At 55.9% G+C, this 17915-nt stretch carries 8 protein-coding genes, 2 tRNA genes and 4 rRNA genes; 9 read left to right on the plus strand and 5 right to left on the minus strand.

Going from position 1 to position 17915, the window contains the following annotated elements; genetic code table 11:
- Positions 1-555 precede the first annotated feature (555 nt).
- The 7 genes from C4J88_RS00580 to C4J88_RS00610 all read left to right on the plus strand — a co-directional run bounded on the left by C4J88_RS00580 (position 556) and on the right by C4J88_RS00610 (position 8172).
- Positions 556-2092: ribosomal RNA gene (locus C4J88_RS00580) — 16S ribosomal RNA — on the plus strand.
- Between the two features lie 122 nt (positions 2093-2214).
- A tRNA-Ile gene (locus C4J88_RS00585) sits at positions 2215-2291 on the plus strand.
- Positions 2292-2301: 10 nt separating this feature from the next.
- Positions 2302-2377, plus strand: a tRNA-Ala gene (locus tag C4J88_RS00590).
- Positions 2378-2616: 239 nt separating this feature from the next.
- A 23S ribosomal RNA gene (locus tag C4J88_RS00595) occupies positions 2617-5508 on the plus strand.
- A gap of 168 nt (positions 5509-5676) precedes the next feature.
- Positions 5677-5792 (plus strand): 5S ribosomal RNA (gene rrf / locus C4J88_RS00600).
- 109 nt (positions 5793-5901) lie between these two features.
- A 5S ribosomal RNA gene (gene rrf, locus C4J88_RS00605) occupies positions 5902-6017 on the plus strand.
- Together the 16S, 23S and 5S rRNA genes with 2 tRNA genes alongside form the textbook arrangement of a ribosomal RNA operon.
- Positions 6018-6291: 274 nt before the next feature.
- Positions 6292-8172 (plus strand): methyl-accepting chemotaxis protein, encoded by a 1881-nt coding sequence (locus C4J88_RS00610; RefSeq protein WP_124360674.1) that lies wholly within the window; start codon positions 6292-6294, stop codon positions 8170-8172.
- 69 nt (positions 8173-8241) lie between these two features.
- On the opposite strand, the gene C4J88_RS00615 is transcribed toward C4J88_RS00610, so the two are convergent.
- The 4 genes from C4J88_RS00615 to C4J88_RS00630 all read right to left on the minus strand — a co-directional run bounded on the left by C4J88_RS00615 (position 8242) and on the right by C4J88_RS00630 (position 14402).
- A complete protein-coding gene (locus C4J88_RS00615) occupies positions 8242-11619 on the minus strand; it encodes an amino acid adenylation domain-containing protein (protein ID WP_124405934.1) in 3378 nt (1125 codons plus the stop codon).
- A complete protein-coding gene (locus C4J88_RS00620) occupies positions 11616-12563 on the minus strand; it encodes a diiron oxygenase (protein ID WP_124405935.1) in 948 nt (315 codons plus the stop codon). Before C4J88_RS00620 ends, C4J88_RS00615 begins: the two co-directional genes overlap by 4 nt.
- A complete protein-coding gene (locus C4J88_RS00625) occupies positions 12560-13318 on the minus strand; it encodes a DUF3050 domain-containing protein (protein WP_124405936.1) in 759 nt (252 codons plus the stop codon). Before C4J88_RS00625 ends, C4J88_RS00620 begins: the two co-directional genes overlap by 4 nt.
- A 373-nt stretch (positions 13319-13691) precedes the next feature.
- On the minus strand, positions 13692-14402 hold the full coding sequence (locus C4J88_RS00630) for a GntR family transcriptional regulator (protein WP_124369113.1): 711 nt from the start codon (positions 14400-14402) through the stop codon (positions 13692-13694).
- 250 nt (positions 14403-14652) lie between these two features.
- Between C4J88_RS00630 and lapG the strand changes: the two genes are divergently transcribed.
- Both lapG and lapD read left to right on the plus strand, forming a co-directional pair.
- Positions 14653-15345 carry a cysteine protease LapG gene (gene lapG / locus C4J88_RS00635; RefSeq protein WP_124360679.1) on the plus strand — a complete coding sequence of 231 codons (693 nt, stop codon included), beginning with the start codon at positions 14653-14655 and terminating at the stop codon, positions 15343-15345.
- A gap of 14 nt (positions 15346-15359) precedes the next feature.
- Positions 15360-17306, plus strand: coding sequence for a cyclic di-GMP receptor LapD (gene lapD / locus C4J88_RS00640; protein WP_124405937.1), 1947 nt, complete (start codon positions 15360-15362; stop codon positions 17304-17306).
- Between the two features lie 124 nt (positions 17307-17430).
- Here the strand turns inward: lapD and C4J88_RS00645 are convergent, their stop codons facing one another.
- On the minus strand, positions 17431-17769 hold the full coding sequence (locus C4J88_RS00645) for a tryptophan synthase subunit beta (protein ID WP_124405938.1): 339 nt from the start codon (positions 17767-17769) through the stop codon (positions 17431-17433).
- Positions 17770-17915: the final 146 nt, after the last annotated feature.

Below are 17915 nucleotides of genomic sequence, written 5' to 3' on the forward strand. Positions count from 1 at the left end.
CTATATAGAAGAGGTATCTGTCGGTCGTTTTATGATCAATCCTAACTATTTGATAAGAAAACGAAATTAGAAGTTGACGGCAGATTCTGGGCGCCTATAATTCGCCCCACTTCCGGCGCAGTCGAAACGGAAAACTCCTTGGTAAACAATGAGTTAAGTAGTTTTCGGCAGCAGGTTGCTTCAGTCCATCGAAGCCAAAAGGAAGTTGAAAAAGAGGTGTTGACAGCAGCGTGTAACGCTGTAGAATTCGCCTCCCGCTTACGAGAGATCGCAAGCGCAAGTGGTTGAAGTTGTTGAAGAAATCTTCGAAAACTTCTGAAAATAACCGCTTGACAGCAAATGAGGCTGCTGTAGAATGCGCGCCTCGGTTGAGACGAATAGCTCTTAACCAACCGCTCTTTAACAACTGAATCAAGCAATTCGTGTGGGTGCTTGTGGAGTCAGACTGATAGTCAACAAGATTATCAGCATCACAAGTTACTCCGCGAGAAATCAAAGATGTAACCAACGATTGCTGAGCCAAGTTTAGGGTTTCTTAAAAACCCAAAGATGTTTGAACTGAAGAGTTTGATCATGGCTCAGATTGAACGCTGGCGGCAGGCCTAACACATGCAAGTCGAGCGGTAGAGAGAAGCTTGCTTCTCTTGAGAGCGGCGGACGGGTGAGTAATGCCTAGGAATCTGCCTGGTAGTGGGGGATAACGTTCGGAAACGGACGCTAATACCGCATACGTCCTACGGGAGAAAGCAGGGGACCTTCGGGCCTTGCGCTATCAGATGAGCCTAGGTCGGATTAGCTAGTTGGTGAGGTAATGGCTCACCAAGGCGACGATCCGTAACTGGTCTGAGAGGATGATCAGTCACACTGGAACTGAGACACGGTCCAGACTCCTACGGGAGGCAGCAGTGGGGAATATTGGACAATGGGCGAAAGCCTGATCCAGCCATGCCGCGTGTGTGAAGAAGGTCTTCGGATTGTAAAGCACTTTAAGTTGGGAGGAAGGGCAGTTACCTAATACGTGATTGTTTTGACGTTACCGACAGAATAAGCACCGGCTAACTCTGTGCCAGCAGCCGCGGTAATACAGAGGGTGCAAGCGTTAATCGGAATTACTGGGCGTAAAGCGCGCGTAGGTGGTTTGTTAAGTTGGATGTGAAATCCCCGGGCTCAACCTGGGAACTGCATTCAAAACTGACTGACTAGAGTGTGGTAGAGGGTGGTGGAATTTCCTGTGTAGCGGTGAAATGCGTAGATATAGGAAGGAACACCAGTGGCGAAGGCGACCACCTGGACCAACACTGACACTGAGGTGCGAAAGCGTGGGGAGCAAACAGGATTAGATACCCTGGTAGTCCACGCCGTAAACGATGTCAACTAGCCGTTGGGAGCCTTGAGCTCTTAGTGGCGCAGCTAACGCATTAAGTTGACCGCCTGGGGAGTACGGCCGCAAGGTTAAAACTCAAATGAATTGACGGGGGCCCGCACAAGCGGTGGAGCATGTGGTTTAATTCGAAGCAACGCGAAGAACCTTACCAGGCCTTGACATCCAATGAACTTTCCAGAGATGGATTGGTGCCTTCGGGAACATTGAGACAGGTGCTGCATGGCTGTCGTCAGCTCGTGTCGTGAGATGTTGGGTTAAGTCCCGTAACGAGCGCAACCCTTGTCCTTAGTTACCAGCACGTCATGGTGGGCACTCTAAGGAGACTGCCGGTGACAAACCGGAGGAAGGTGGGGATGACGTCAAGTCATCATGGCCCTTACGGCCTGGGCTACACACGTGCTACAATGGTCGGTACAGAGGGTTGCCAAGCCGCGAGGTGGAGCTAATCCCAGAAAACCGATCGTAGTCCGGATCGCAGTCTGCAACTCGACTGCGTGAAGTCGGAATCGCTAGTAATCGCGAATCAGAATGTCGCGGTGAATACGTTCCCGGGCCTTGTACACACCGCCCGTCACACCATGGGAGTGGGTTGCACCAGAAGTAGCTAGTCTAACCTTCGGGAGGACGGTTACCACGGTGTGATTCATGACTGGGGTGAAGTCGTAACAAGGTAGCCGTAGGGGAACCTGCGGCTGGATCACCTCCTTAATCGACGACATCAGCTGCTCCATAAGTTCCCACACGAATTGCTTGATTCATTGAAGAAGACGATAGAAGCAGCTTTAAGCTCCAAGCTGATAGCTCTTAGCTAATCAGTTGCGCTCGAAATTGGGTCTGTAGCTCAGTTGGTTAGAGCGCACCCCTGATAAGGGTGAGGTCGGCAGTTCGAATCTGCCCAGACCCACCAATTTTGTTATGGGGCCATAGCTCAGCTGGGAGAGCGCCTGCCTTGCACGCAGGAGGTCAACGGTTCGATCCCGTTTGGCTCCACCATTAACTGTTTCTGCTGTTAGAGTTTAGAAATGAGTATTCCGCTGTGAATATTGATTTCTAGTCTTTGATTAGATCGTTCTTTAAAAATTTGGGTATGTGATAGAAAGATAGACTGAACGTTACTTTCACTGGTAACGGCTCAGGCTAAGGTAAAATTTGTGAGTCGCTCTTAATTGAGTATGATCGAATTTTCGGCGAATGTTGTCTTCACAGTATAACCAGATTGCTTGGGGTTATATGGTCAAGTGAAGAAGCGCATACGGTGGATGCCTTGGCAGTCAGAGGCGATGAAAGACGTGGTAGCCTGCGAAAAGCTTCGGGGAGTCGGCAAACAGACTTTGATCCGGAGATGTCTGAATGGGGGAACCCAGCCATCATAAGATGGTTACCTTACACTGAATACATAGGTGTATGGAGCGAACCAGGGGAACTGAAACATCTAAGTACCCTGAGGAAAAGAAATCAACCGAGATTCCCTTAGTAGTGGCGAGCGAACGGGGACTAGCCCTTAAGTGGCTTTGAGATTAGCGGAACGCTCTGGAAAGTGCGGCCATAGTGGGTGATAGCCCTGTACGCGAAAATCTCTTAGTCATGAAATCGAGTAGGACGGAGCACGAGAAACTTTGTCTGAATATGGGGGGACCATCCTCCAAGGCTAAATACTACTGACTGACCGATAGTGAACTAGTACCGTGAGGGAAAGGCGAAAAGAACCCCGGAGAGGGGAGTGAAATAGATCCTGAAACCGTATGCGTACAAGCAGTGGGAGCCTACTTTGTTGGGTGACTGCGTACCTTTTGTATAATGGGTCAGCGACTTATTTTCAGTGGCGAGCTTAACCGAATAGGGGAGGCGTAGCGAAAGCGAGTCTTAATAGGGCGTCTAGTCGCTGGGAATAGACCCGAAACCGGGCGATCTATCCATGGGCAGGTTGAAGGTTGGGTAACACTAACTGGAGGACCGAACCGACTACCGTTGAAAAGTTAGCGGATGACCTGTGGATCGGAGTGAAAGGCTAATCAAGCTCGGAGATAGCTGGTTCTCCTCGAAAGCTATTTAGGTAGCGCCTCATGTATCACTGTAGGGGGTAGAGCACTGTTTCGGCTAGGGGGTCATCCCGACTTACCAAACCGATGCAAACTCCGAATACCTACAAGTGCCGAGCATGGGAGACACACGGCGGGTGCTAACGTCCGTCGTGAAAAGGGAAACAACCCAGACCGTCAGCTAAGGTCCCAAAGTTATGGTTAAGTGGGAAACGATGTGGGAAGGCTTAGACAGCTAGGAGGTTGGCTTAGAAGCAGCCACCCTTTAAAGAAAGCGTAATAGCTCACTAGTCGAGTCGGCCTGCGCGGAAGATGTAACGGGGCTCAAACCATACACCGAAGCTACGGGTATCACGTAAGTGATGCGGTAGAGGAGCGTTCTGTAAGCCTGTGAAGGTGAGTTGAGAAGCTTGCTGGAGGTATCAGAAGTGCGAATGCTGACATGAGTAACGACAATGGGTGTGAAAAACACCCACGCCGAAAGACCAAGGTTTCCTGCGCAACGTTAATCGACGCAGGGTTAGTCGGTCCCTAAGGCGAGGCTGAAAAGCGTAGTCGATGGAAAACAGGTTAATATTCCTGTACTTCTGGTTATTGCGATGGAGGGACGGAGAAGGCTAGGCCAGCTTGGCGTTGGTTGTCCAAGTTTAAGGTGGTAGGCTGGAATCTTAGGTAAATCCGGGATTCTAAGGCCGAGAGCTGATGACGAGTTGTCTTTTAGACGACGAAGTGGTTGATGCCATGCTTCCAAGAAAAGCTTCTAAGCTTCAGGTAACCAGGAACCGTACCCCAAACCGACACAGGTGGTTGGGTAGAGAATACCAAGGCGCTTGAGAGAACTCGGGTGAAGGAACTAGGCAAAATGGCACCGTAACTTCGGGAGAAGGTGCGCCGGTGAGGGTGAAGGACTTGCTCCGTAAGCTCATGCCGGTCGAAGATACCAGGCCGCTGCGACTGTTTATTAAAAACACAGCACTCTGCAAACACGAAAGTGGACGTATAGGGTGTGACGCCTGCCCGGTGCCGGAAGGTTAATTGATGGGGTTAGCTAACGCGAAGCTCTTGATCGAAGCCCCGGTAAACGGCGGCCGTAACTATAACGGTCCTAAGGTAGCGAAATTCCTTGTCGGGTAAGTTCCGACCTGCACGAATGGCGTAACGATGGCGGCGCTGTCTCCACCCGAGACTCAGTGAAATTGAAATCGCTGTGAAGATGCAGTGTATCCGCGGCTAGACGGAAAGACCCCGTGAACCTTTACTATAGCTTTGCACTGGACTTTGAATTTGCTTGTGTAGGATAGGTGGGAGGCTTTGAAGCGTGGACGCCAGTTCGCGTGGAGCCAACCTTGAAATACCACCCTGGCAACTTTGAGGTTCTAACTCAGGTCCGTTATCCGGATCGAGGACAGTGTATGGTGGGTAGTTTGACTGGGGCGGTCTCCTCCTAAAGAGTAACGGAGGAGTACGAAGGTGCGCTCAGACCGGTCGGAAATCGGTCGTAGAGTATAAAGGCAAAAGCGCGCTTGACTGCGAGACAGACACGTCGAGCAGGTACGAAAGTAGGTCTTAGTGATCCGGTGGTTCTGTATGGAAGGGCCATCGCTCAACGGATAAAAGGTACTCCGGGGATAACAGGCTGATACCGCCCAAGAGTTCATATCGACGGCGGTGTTTGGCACCTCGATGTCGGCTCATCACATCCTGGGGCTGAAGCCGGTCCCAAGGGTATGGCTGTTCGCCATTTAAAGTGGTACGCGAGCTGGGTTTAGAACGTCGTGAGACAGTTCGGTCCCTATCTGCCGTGGACGTTTGAGATTTGAGAGGGGCTGCTCCTAGTACGAGAGGACCGGAGTGGACGAACCTCTGGTGTTCCGGTTGTCACGCCAGTGGCATTGCCGGGTAGCTATGTTCGGAATAGATAACCGCTGAAAGCATCTAAGCGGGAAACTAGCCTCAAGATGAGATCTCACTGGGACCTTGAGTCCCCTGAAGGGCCGTCGAAGACTACGACGTTGATAGGTTGGGTGTGTAAGCGCTGTGAGGCGTTGAGCTAACCAATACTAATTGCCCGTGAGGCTTGACCATATAACACCCAAGCAATTTGTTGCTCCTAGTTGAAAGACGAAAGAGGCCAGATTGCGGTGTGTGAAGACGCAATGAACCGAAAGTTCGATGCTCACAAAACACCGACTTCTATCCCATACCCAATTTGCTGAAGCGAGGCCACATGGTCACGACTCAGTACCCGAATTTCTTGACGACCATAGAGCATTGGAACCACCTGATCCCATCCCGAACTCAGTAGTGAAACGATGCATCGCCGATGGTAGTGTGGGGTTTCCCCATGTGAGAGTAGGTCATCGTCAAGATTAAATTCCAGAACCCCTGTTTGCGTACGCAAACAGGGGTTTTGTTTATGTAGAAGTCCATGAATTTCACCAGCACGTTGCTAGCGCAACGATCTGGTACACAGAATTTCTTGACGACCATAGAGCATTGGAACCACCTGATCCCATCCCGAACTCAGCAGTGAAACGATGCATCGCCGATGGTAGTGTGGGGTTTCCCCATGTGAGAGTAGGTCATCGTCAAGATTGAATTCCGAAACCCCTGTCTGCTCACGCAGACAGGGGTTTTGTCGTTTAGGGCTCTAAGTGGCTGATAGTCGACTGTGCTCATACCGCCTGTCGTTCTCTTACGCTAAAAGCGGAAGATTCACACAAATCTCTAAGTTTTATCGATTTCTGGCCGAAAGCCTGACGAGCCATGCGTGCACCGAAATAGAGCGGTCGCAGAGTCCGCCTATCGCGATACATGGAATGTTCCACTCGGCACGCTCACCCCCCTTTGGCAAAAGAAGTCGATGAAATGAATCTCAAGTTCAGTCATAAAATTCTGCTGGCTGCGTCAGGCGTCGTGGTTCTGGCCTTCGCGCTATTCACGTTTTACAACGATTACCTGCAGCGCAACACGATCAGGCAGAACCTGGCGTCCTCCATCCAGCAATCCGGAGAGCTTACCGCCAGCAGTGTGCAGAACTGGCTCAGCGGCCGCATCCTGGTTCTCGAGAGCCTGGCACAAAACGTTGCCCATCAAGGCAGCGCCGCCGACCTTCCCGGCTTGGTCGATCAACCGGCGCTCACCTCCAACTTCCAGTTCACCTACGTTGGCCAAATCAATGGAGTGTTCACTCAGCGCCCCGACGCGAAGATGCCCGAAGGCTATGACCCACGTCAGCGCCCTTGGTACAAGCAAGCCGTAGCAGCCGATAAAACCATGCTTACCCCGCCTTATATGGCGGCTGTAGGCGGCCAGATCGTGACGATCGCCATGCCGGTGAAGAAGAACGGAGAGTTGTTGGGCGTTGTGGGTGGCGACTTGAGCCTGCAAACCTTGGTGAAGATCATCAACTCGGTAGATTTTGGCGGTATTGGCCATGCATTCCTGGTCAGTGGTGATGGCCAGGTCATCGTCAGTCCTGACCAGGACCAGGTGATGAAAAACCTCAAGGATATCTACCCGGGCACCCAGGTGCGCATCGAGAAGGTTAACCAAGAGGTTGTCCTCAATGGACAAGACCGAATCCTATCCTTTACACCAATCAACGGGTTGCCGGGGGCTGACTGGTACATCGGTCTGTCTATCGACAAAGATAAAGCCTATGCCGCACTGGGTAAATTTCGCACTTCAGCGTTGATCGCAATGCTCATCGCCGTGGTGGCGATTGCCGTACTGTTGAGTGTGCTGATTCAGGTGTTGTTGCGTCCGCTGACCACCATGGGCGTTGCCATGCAGGACATTGCCCAAGGCGAGGGTGATCTGACCCGCCGCCTCGACGTGACCAGCAAAGATGAGTTCGGCGAAGTCGGTAGCGCATTCAATCAGTTTGTCGAGCGGATCCACGCCTCGATTTCCGAAGTGTCCTCGGCCACCCGCCAGGTGCATGACCTGTCCCAGCGCGTAATGGCTTCGTCCAACGCGTCGATCATCGGCTCCGATGAACAAAGTGCACGTACCAACAGCGTGGCTGCCGCTATCAACGAGCTGGGTGCCGCTACCCAGGAAATCGCACGTAACGCCGCTGATGCCTCGCAGCATGCCAGCGGTGCCAGTGAGCAAGCTGATGATGGGCGCAAAGTGGTCGAGCAAACCATCCAGGCGATGTCGGAACTGTCGCAGAAAATCAGCCTGTCCTGTACCCAGATCGAAACCCTTAACGCCAGCACCGACAACATCGGACACATTCTCGATGTGATCAAGGGCATCTCCCAGCAGACCAACTTACTTGCGCTTAACGCGGCAATCGAAGCTGCCCGTGCCGGCGAAGCAGGGCGTGGGTTTGCCGTGGTGGCGGATGAAGTGCGTAACCTGGCTCACCGTACCCAGGAATCGGCAGAAGAGATCCACAAAATGATCACTTCGCTGCAAGTGGGTTCGCGTGAAGCCGTGACCACCATGAACGCCAGCCAGGTCTCCAGCGAAGAAAGCGTTGAAGTGGCTAACCAGGCCGGCGAGCGTCTGGTCAGCGTGACACAGCGAATCGTTGAGATTGACGGCATGAACCAATCGGTCGCCGCTGCCACCGAGGAGCAAACGGCGGTGGTTGAAACCCTCAATGTCGACATCAACCAGATCAACCTGCTGAACCAGCAAGGCGTGGCCAATCTCAACGAGACGCTCAAGGACTGCGACGCGCTGTCCCAGCAGGCCAGTCGATTGAAGCAATTGGTCGACAGCTTCAAGATCTGATCCTCGCTGTATCGGAGCGAGGCCTCGCTCCGATACAGCCGAGCAACTTCAATGCGGGCCCAAAGCCTCTCAGAGAAAGCCGATGGCCCTGAGGTAGTCGCAGCCCTTGCGTAACAGTGCGGGGCTCTTTGGCGGATACTGTGTGCCCATTTGTTCCAGGCCCCACTGCGCGTTGCTGTAATGGATCATCGACGTGTCGCCGATGTCTTCACCCAACCCATCAAGGTAAAAGCCCAGTACGCCGAACAACGCATTGTCGTGGCGCACTGTGCGCAACGCCCTTTGCCAATGTTGAAGGCTTATCCGTTCGAAGGTGTGTCCGGCCTGGCTGAATGCATCAAGGTACTGGTCCCAGCTCAAAGGCTGAGGATTGTGCAGGTTGAAGACGTTTCGCCCAGGCACAAAACGCGGGCTGTGAAACGCGATGAAGCGCGCCAGGAAGTCCACCGGCATCAGGTCGAAATTGCCCTCCATTCGAGGAACCCTGCCCAACTGCAGTGATCCCTTGAGCATCAACATCAACCGATTCTTATGGGGTTGGCAGACACCGTTGCGGCTGTTGAAACTGATATTCCCGGGCCGATGAATATTCACCCAGGCCCCTTGCTCGACTGCACGCCCCAACAACCGCTCGGCCACCCACTTCGAGAGGTTGTAGCCGTTTTTTACATAGAGCGGCAACGCGCGGCTTGCGGATGCTTCGAGCACATACCCATCAGTGTCGAGGCGACTGCAGGCCGACAGCGTTGAAATGAAATTGAAAACTTTCTTACAGTGGGTCTCGCAAAGGCGCAGGCATTCAAACATCGGTTCGACGTTGTCGTTGGCCAGTGCTATGTAGTCCATCACATGGTTGACCTGCGCCGCATTGTGCACCAGCACACCATGATTGCGGGCGAGGTGGTCGTACGCCTCTGCAGACAGACCCAGGCGGGGTTGGCGCAGGTCGGCGGCATAGACCTGCACTCGGCTCAGGTCCAGCTGTTCCAGGCGGTATTCGCGCAACGCCTGAGAGAATCGGTCCGCCGCCGACTGGCCTGGAAGCGCCCGGACCAGGCACGCTACTTCCTGCGCCCCGCCCGCCAGCAAGGCCTGGACGATATGCACGCCGACGAAGCTGTTCGCCCCCGTGACAATCACCTTGCGTGGATCCCCGGCGCGGGCCTCGGGCAGCACCTCAAGCGCCAAGGCTCGGGACGCATCTTTTTCCATCTGGCTGAACGATGTATTCGGCAGCGCTGCGCCCTCCATCTGCAAGGCCAGCGTACGAATCGTCGGCGCTTCAAAAAATTGGCTCAAGGAGAGGCTGCGGCCAAACTGCTCGCGCAGGCGCAGCAACAAGGTGGACAGCAGGATCGAATGGCCGCCCAGGTTGAAAAAGCTGTCGTCGATCGACACGTCACCGGCAGGCAACCCTAACAACTCCCCCCACAGGTCTACCAACTGCGCCTGGACTGGCGTGAGCGTGCTGCAACGCGTCATCTCCTGGGCGCGGGTAATCGGCGTTTCCCGCAACGCCTTGCGATCGATCTTGCCGTTGCTCGAAGCGGGCAGGCTCGGCAGCTCGCTCCAGGCGACAGGTTGCATATGCTCAGGCAGCCACTGCCGTGCGTGCTCCTTCAGGCTGGCCAGCGTGGCGCCGGGTTCGGGCTGGGCCGCAAAGCCGATGACTCTGTGCGTCTGATCAATCACTACTGCCACTTGGCGAAACAACCGACTGCTGCGCAGGCAGTGCTCGATCTCCTGAGGTTCGACCCGAAAACCGCGGATCTTGACCTGGTCATCCCGTCGGCCGCCCAACTCGATACCGTCTTGCGTCCATTTCGCCAGGTCGCCGCTGCGGTAAGCCTGCAGCCATTGCCCGTCAGGCAACGTCAGTTTGATGAACGGGGAGTCGGCCTGCGGTGGTCCGTTCATATAGCCCAGGCTCACGCCCGGTCCTGCGAGGTACAGATCGCCCATCACCTGCTCGTCCACCGGTTGCAGGTGCTTGTCCAGGATCAAGACCTGGCTGTTGGCGATGGGCAGGCCGATATTGCGATTGCTATCACCGAGCCGAAACGTTCGATGGGTTGCCAGTACCGTGGCTTCGGTGGGGCCATAGAGGTTGTGAAACTGGCATTGGCCGGCCATTCGCTCGATCACGTAGGGTTCGCAAAAGTCGCCGCCGGTGAGCAAGTGGGCTAGGCCCAGCGGCTGGTCCAGCGGCAAGATGCCGAGCAGTGCCGGTGGCAAGAAAGCATGAGTGACGCGTTGCAGGCGAATCAGCTCGACCAATTGCCGGGGATCGTGACGTTGTTCTGCGCTGGGGACAATCAACGCTGCGCCCGCGATCAAGGCGGGGAAAATATCGATCAGTGACGAGTCAAAGCTCAGCGGCGAAAATTGCAGGACGCGGCTCTTATCGTCCAGCGCCACACAGGTACCGAGCCAGGCCGTGAAATGCGCCAGATTATGTTGGCTGAGCAGCACACCCTTGGGTTGCCCCGTGGTGCCAGAGGTGAAAAGCGCCATGCACGGCGCATCGGCGTGGGGACGATGTCGCATCAGCGGCTGTGTGGAGTCGATGCCGTGTGGGCTGAGCGTACTGACATCAAGTGAAACGAACTTATCCCGCAACGGGTGCAGGCCATTTTCCAGTAATACGCACGCACCTGCGCTTGTCAGCATGCGGTGCTGGCGTTTTACCGGATGGTCCGGAGACAGCGGCAAATACACCGCGCCGCAGCCCAGCACCGCCAGAATGCTTGCGTAAAGCTCGGTAGATTTTTCCAGACACACACCCACCACCGGTGGTGTTTCAATGCTCGCCAACAGGGGCAGCAGGTGTTGCTGAATCGCCACGGCTTTTTCCTGAAGCTGGCGATAAGTCACCCTGCGACCCGCAATATTCAGCGCTGTACGATCGGCGAAGGCATTCAGGCTGGCCTGCAACCGTTCGATCATGGGCGCCTGTGCCGCCCGCAGCAGTGCCGGATCGGCTGTACGGTTGAATCGATGCATGAACGCCAGTGACTCCAGTCCTCCCAAGCCCTGTTCGGGCAAGGTGGCCGGGTTGGCCGTTGCACAGAAATAACCAGGGTCTCTCGAGAATCCGCTGACCAATGACGCTACCCACTCCACCAGAGCGTGCGCCGCACGACGACGCAGGCGCTGGCCGTTGCCGCTGGGCTCCTCAGCGACGTCGTGCACGGCCAACAGGCGCCGATCACGGTCATAGCAGCGAAACTGCAGTGCGGGTAACCCAGTTTCGGACACGGGGCCGATGCCCAGGCGCAGGCTCATCCACGGCGCATCGGTGGATAAGGCTGACGGTGACTGGCTGCCGTCCTCAATCACCAGGTCGACCGACCCCGCCCCCGCGATGTGCCCGTATTGTTCCAGCACCTGCTTGAGGGCCCCCAGTGCTTCACTGGTACCGCCCCATTCAATCGTCAAGCGCCTCATGCCAGCCTCCCCGCCGCGGGCAGGTAGTCGTCCAGCGCGCGTGCCACGCTAGGGGTGTGCAGCACGCCGCTGTGGTGCAGGAAGCTCATGATGTTGCCCATCAACGGGTGCTGGCGGGTGATAGGAAAATCCAACGCAACGATTTCATCCTGCAGCGCCAAACGAATATCGGTACTGACATCCAGGTGTTCGATCAACTGCAGGTCGAAGCCTTTCTGTATGTCGTTGGTCAGGTAATGGGCCAGAAAGGTCGGGAGCACGCCGGCAATGCTTTCGCGGTCTTGCGCGCTTGCCGACTGCCAGTAGATACGCACCAACTGTGTCCAGAACTGTGCGTGGCGCCCTTCATCGAACAGGTGATCGGCCATCAAGCCGCGTACGGACGACTTGATACTATCGTCCTTGGAAAAGGCCGCCACATCATGGGTGACGGTGTTTTCGGCGATGGCCACGACAATCAACTCGACGGCATCGTGCAGGTGCTCCGGTGCCTGCGCCTGCGCGGCCGGCAAGGCGCGGCTCAGTTCGATCTGCCCCGGCAGGTCCAGGGGCTCGATACCGGTCAACGCCACGGCTTGCTGCAGGAAGTCCAGTGCCACCAATGCGTGGTAATCCTCATCCACCACGACGGTCATTGCATCGTAGCGGCAGGCGAGGGGGAGGGGCAGCGAGAAGCGATTCTTGGCAATACGGCGGGCAAGCTTATCGACGATCTCGGTTTCGAAAACCACGATGTCATGGATGAATCGATAAAAGCTTTGCGTCAGCACAAAGTCGCGGCATTGCGAGCAGCGCTCGAGAAAGGTCGCACTCAGTACAAGGGGTTGGCGGCTCAGGGGATAGATCAGTTTGCCGTCGTTTTCCAACATGCGGCGCGGGCGTGTGCGGATGGTTGCGCGCCGCTCCCAGTCTTCGGCAAAGGAGTGATAGCCGGTGGCGCTCATGGGTTTACCTCATGCATTGAGGCGTGTACATCGTCCCAGAAGGTTATGCGGCTTTCCAGGGCACCGAAGGCAGCGCTATCGGCTTGTCGCTGGCGAGTCGGGTCTGCGCCGATCAAATGCTGGAGCACCTGCTCCGCCGCCGGGCCGTGCTCCTGGCTATCCAACTCGATATGACGGTTGAGGTAGTGACACAAGATGGGTGCCTGACGAGCAATCAAGGGGCTGCTGCACAGAAGGCGCTCGAACATCGATGCAATGACGCCTTCACGACCATGCAGGAAGGCCGCCGCGACGCAGTGGGTGGGGGCGCTGAGTGCGATCTGCCATGTGCTGTCGACAAAGTGCGGCACACCGGGGGGCGCACCGATCATTCGCAGCGCTGCGCTGACCTCTACACCCTGGTGTTGCAGGTCAATGAAGCGTGCGATGACACGGGTATTGGCGCCCACCTCCGCCATGGCTTCCAAGTACAGCTCAAAGTGACTGCAATGGCCCCGCGTCGGATGTTCGTCCGACTCCTCGCCCAGCACGATTTCATTGATCAGGCGTGCGGCCTGCGGATTGGCCGGCGGGAGCCAGGGTATTTGGGTGCAAGTAAGATCCTGCTGCAGGCGTTTGGTCAGGGTCATGAAGTCCCAAACCGCAAATACGTGGCTTTCCATAAAGTGTTGTAATTTGCTAAGAGAAGTTATTTCTGCAAATAACGGATGACTGCACAGTTGAAGTTTCTTTTTTTCAAGCAAATGATGATGCATGGTTGACGCCTATGAAGTTGTTGCGACTGCTCTAGTTGCAGTGATGGATTTTGTAGTTGTTAGTTGGAAGATTAACGTTAAGGCGCGCCCACGCGAGGAACGCTGGCTCAATACGCGGACGGCAATTGCGAGGTTTTTGGGTGGGTCGCTGATAATAAGCTGATTAAACGTTTGGATGAGCTTGTGAATGTATTAAATAGTTTTGCGAATAAAAACTTCCCGGAGAAATAGTTGTTTGAAGTGTGAGAGATTTCCTTATATGACGCCGATTTGAATAAGGCTTGCCGGTTTGTTCACAGTGTATCAACGCGGGACGCTTCCTGATAAGGAACGGTACCCCGCGATGCACAGGCTCAACAACGGTAGGAGCCCCTTATAACGCGGCTGTTCTATTCGCAGTTTCGAGGCTATTGAGGTATCTATTGATGACCTCCATGCCTCGCATCAAGTGATTACGCAGTGTCAGGATGCTTTCGTCGATTTTCTTCTGCACCACCAGGTTGAGCAGTTCGCGGTGATCCTCCTGTGACGTCTCGCCCAGTCCCATCGCCTCGAGGTTGAAGCGCAGAAACCGCTCCTCTTCATTCAGCCCATGCTCCACCAATTTGAGCAGGCGATGGTTAGGCGCCTTGCCATACAGGATCATGTGAAACAGGCGATTGAGGCGACCGATCTCGCTGTAGTCTTTCTCGCATTCCAGCGCAGTGATACAGGCCTCTGCCTCGGCGATGTCCGACTCCGTGAGCAATGGGATCGACAAGCGCAAGGCTTCGGACTCCAACAGCATGCGCAGGGCATAGGTCTCAGCCGAATTGTCCTCGATCAAGGGCGCAACCACAGCGCCTTTGTGGGTCACCACATGCAGCAGGGATTGTGCCTCCAGTTGGCGCAAAGCTTCGCGCACCGGCATACGGCTGACGCCGAACAGGCTGGCGAGTTCTTGCTGGCGCATAGCAGTGCCACAGGGCAATCGGCCATCAAGAATGGCGTTACGCAACGTTTCTTCAATAACGGCGCGGGCAAGATGAGCAGGAATAGGTCCGCTGACCTTGATACTGCTTAAAGGGTTCGGCTTCTGCGTCACGGTTACGCTACCCTCCTTTTGAATAATAGAGTGTGTTTATTGGATCCAATGAACACTAGAGATGGGCCAGGTACTTGTCAAACAGCCAGAGTTTCCGTTTGTAAGGGCCCACAGCGTGTATTTTGTACGTCCCACAGGAGGCGGTTATAAACTCGCTCCACCGATGAATGATTGCACTGTGCCATTGTTTTTTGTGAGACGAAGCTTCACCATCCCTTGAAATTCCGTCTCTCTTCATGGACTGAACGCCTTGGCGGTAAGTTTTATTCCCTATCGAGTTTTTTGCTGGCTCTTATCAGCGATCTTATTGGCCGGCCTGATGCTCGGCGGGCTGCATGCCGATTGGGATTTCTCGCAGATCAGCCGCAAGGCCAGCGCCTTGTACGGGCCGTTGGGCGAGGGCCAGCAACGTATTGACGCGTGGCAGCGGCTGCTGAGCACCGAAAAACAGGTCAGCGAGCAAGACCAGCTCAAGGTCGTCAACGTGTTCTTCAACAAACAAATGACCTACGTGGAAGACATCGATCTCTGGCGTGCGGTCGACTATTGGGAGACACCCATCGAAGCACTCTGGAAGGGCGCCGGTGACTGTGAAGACTACGCCATCGCCAAGTATTTCAGTTTGCGTCATCTGGGCGTGTCCAGCGATAAATTGCGCATTACCTACGTCAAGGCCTTGCGTCAGAATCGTGCGCACATGGTCCTGACCTACTATTCGACCCCCGACGCGATCCCCTTGGTGCTCGACAGCCTGATGGACGACATTCTGCCGGCAACCCGCCGTACCGATTTGATCCCGGTGTATTCATTCAACGCCGAGGGGCTGTACCTGCCCGGCGCCAAGGGCAACAAGAAAGTCGGCGATACCAAACGCTTGTCGCGCTGGCAGGATGTGTTGAGAAAAATGCGTGCGGAAGGCTTCCCAGCCGAGCCTGCCAACTAGGAGTAACTGATCGGATGTCTTTGTTCAAACAGCTGTTGATCGCAATCTGTCTGTTCCTGGTGGTCGCCTTCAGCGGCAGCTTCATGGTCAGCCTGGAAAGTTCGCGCACGCAATACGTCAACCAATTGCGCTCCCATGCGCAGGATGCCGCGACGGCACTGGCGCTGTCGCTGACCCCCAATATCGATGACCCGGCCATGGTGGAGTTGCTGGTCAGCTCGATCTTCGACAGCGGTTACTACGCCAGCATCCGTGTGGTGGACCTGGCCACGGACCAAACCATCGTTGAGCGCAGCGGCATACCCGACAACAATGGTGTGCCCCATTGGTTTGTAACATTGATCGGCCTGGAGCCGGCCGGTGGTGATGCGCTGGTGAGCCGTGGTTGGGAGCAGGCGGCGCGAGTCGAGGTGGTCAGCCATCCGATGTTCGCCCTGGCCAAACTCTGGCAGAGCGCCCTGGGCAGCCTTGGCTGGTTGCTGCTGTGCGGTGCGGTCAGCGTGGTGCTCGGCGGGCTGTTGCTGCGCCGGCAATTAAAGCCGTTGGACTATATGGTCAAGCAGTCCCACGCGATCGCCCGTCGGGAATTCCTCAGCCTGCCTGACCTGCCGCGCACGCCGGAGTTGCGCCGGGTGGTGCAGGCCATGAACCAAATGGTGGAAAAGCTCAAGGCGCTGTTCCAGGAGCAGGCCGAGCGCAGCGAAAAGTTGCGCACTGAATCCTATCAGGACAACCTCACCGGCCTGGCCAACCGCCGCTATTTCGAGATGCAGCTCAACGCCCGCGTCAGCAACCCCGAAGAAACCAACTCCGGCTACTTGCTGGTGTTGCGCGTCAAGGACTTGGCCGGCCTGAACCAGCGCCTGGGCGGCCAGCGTACCGACCAACTGCTGCAAGCGGTCGGCGAACAACTGCTGCGCCAGTGCGAGCCGTACCCGGAAACCCATAACCTCGTGACCCGTATTCGTGGCGGCGAATTCGCCGTGCTGGCGCCTGGGCTCACGCGTGAAGAAGCGCTGCAATTGGCGCAGAACCTTGAGAGCACGTTGCTCAGCCTGCAGGCCACCGGCGCCAGCGATGTTACGCCCGTGGCCTACATCGGCCTGGCACCGTTCAACCATGGCGATGCGCCGCAGGCGCTGCTGACCCTCGCCGACCAAGCTTTGGCTCAAGCCGAAGGGCAGGGTGACAGCACCTGGGCGTGCCTCGACCACAGTGCCGCGGCCAGCGTCGGTGACGATCACCATGCCTGGCACACACTGTTGGACCAGGCGCTGACCCAACAGCGTTTCGAGTTGTACTTCCAGCCGGTCGTGGCCAGCCAGGACCCGCAATTGGTCTTGCACTACAAAGTGCTATCGCGCTTGCAGGACTTTGACGGCCATACCCTACCCGCCGGGCGTTTCCTGCCGTGGCTCGAGCGTTTCGGCTGGTCAGCCCGCCTGGACCGCATGATGCTGGAACAGGTGCTCAAACAGATGACCGGCCACAGCCACAACCTGGCGCTGAACCTCTCAGCCGCAACCTTGCAGGATCCTCAGGCACTGCAACGCATTTATGACCTGCTGCGCCAGCACAGCAACCTGGGCTCGCGCCTCACCCTGGAGATCGGTGAAGAGCAACTGCCGGAACAGCTTGTGCTGGAACAGATGACCCAGCGCCTGCGCGAGTTGGGCTTTTCCCTGAGCCTTCAGCGTTTCGGTGGGCGATTCAGCATGATCGGCAACCTGGCCCGCCTGGGCCTGGCCTACTTGAAAATCGACGGCAGCTATATCCGCGATATCGACCAGGAAAGCGACAAGCGCCTGTTTATCGAAGCCATCCAGCGCGCGGCCCACAGCATCGATCTGCCGTTGATTGCCGAACGTGTGGAGACCGAAGGTGAGCTGAAGGTGATTCGTGAGATGGGGATTTTTGGCGTGCAGGGCCAGCTGTTCGGCGAGCCCGCGCCCTGGAAATAACGCAGATCCAATGTGGGAGGGGGCTTGCTCCCGATAGCGGCGTATCAGTCACCCAAATATCGACTGATTTACCGCTATCGGGAGCAAGCCCCCTCCCACCTTTCGATCCGGTTCGCTTCAGGAATTAAATAAGCCCAGCCTCATCATCATTGATCAACTGGCTCAACCCACCCAACGCTTCCCGCGCCTGGTTACGGTCCATCAATTTGGCCTGAGCCGCAGGCGGCAGGTCCGTCACGCTGATGACGCCCTTGCGGGTGAGCACCTGGATCAAGTCGTCCAGTACCCGGATCATCTCCAGGTCACTCTGTTTGAGCTGGGCCAGGCTGGTTTCCACCACTTCGTTGGCGTACCAGGCCTGGATCTCATGGTGATCCGGCGGCAGCGTTTCGGTGGATTCGGCAAAGGCGGTGGCCTCTACGCGACTCAACGCGCCCTGCGCATCACGTTGCACGTAAAACATAAGAACCCCTCGAAAAAAAGCCACACATCTTCAGCCGCATAGGCCGGCCGTGTGTTGATAAGCGCGAGTATGCGATGCAACCGGCCGCCAGGGCCAGCAACGTATCGCCCAAATAAATCGGCCGCCTCGAGGGCGGCCGATAAACC

It is taken from the genome of Pseudomonas sp. R4-39-08 (assembly GCF_003852275.1).
Classification (GTDB): domain Bacteria; phylum Pseudomonadota; class Gammaproteobacteria; order Pseudomonadales; family Pseudomonadaceae; genus Aquipseudomonas.

Excerpts from the sequence above, each read along its gene's own strand:
- C4J88_RS00610 (WP_124360674.1), top strand. The coding sequence starts at position 6,292 with ATGAATCTCAAGTTCAGTCATAAAATTCTGCTGGCTGCGTCAGGCGTC.
- C4J88_RS00615 (WP_124405934.1), bottom strand. The coding sequence starts at position 11,619 with ATGAGGCGCTTGACGATTGAATGGGGCGGTACCAGTGAAGCACTGGGG.
- C4J88_RS00620 (WP_124405935.1), bottom strand. The coding sequence starts at position 12,563 with ATGAGCGCCACCGGCTATCACTCCTTTGCCGAAGACTGGGAGCGGCGC.
- C4J88_RS00625 (WP_124405936.1), bottom strand. The coding sequence starts at position 13,318 with ATGCATCATCATTTGCTTGAAAAAAAGAAACTTCAACTGTGCAGTCAT.
- lapD (WP_124405937.1), top strand. The coding sequence starts at position 15,360 with ATGTCTTTGTTCAAACAGCTGTTGATCGCAATCTGTCTGTTCCTGGTG.
- C4J88_RS00645 (WP_124405938.1), bottom strand. The coding sequence starts at position 17,769 with ATGTTTTACGTGCAACGTGATGCGCAGGGCGCGTTGAGTCGCGTAGAG.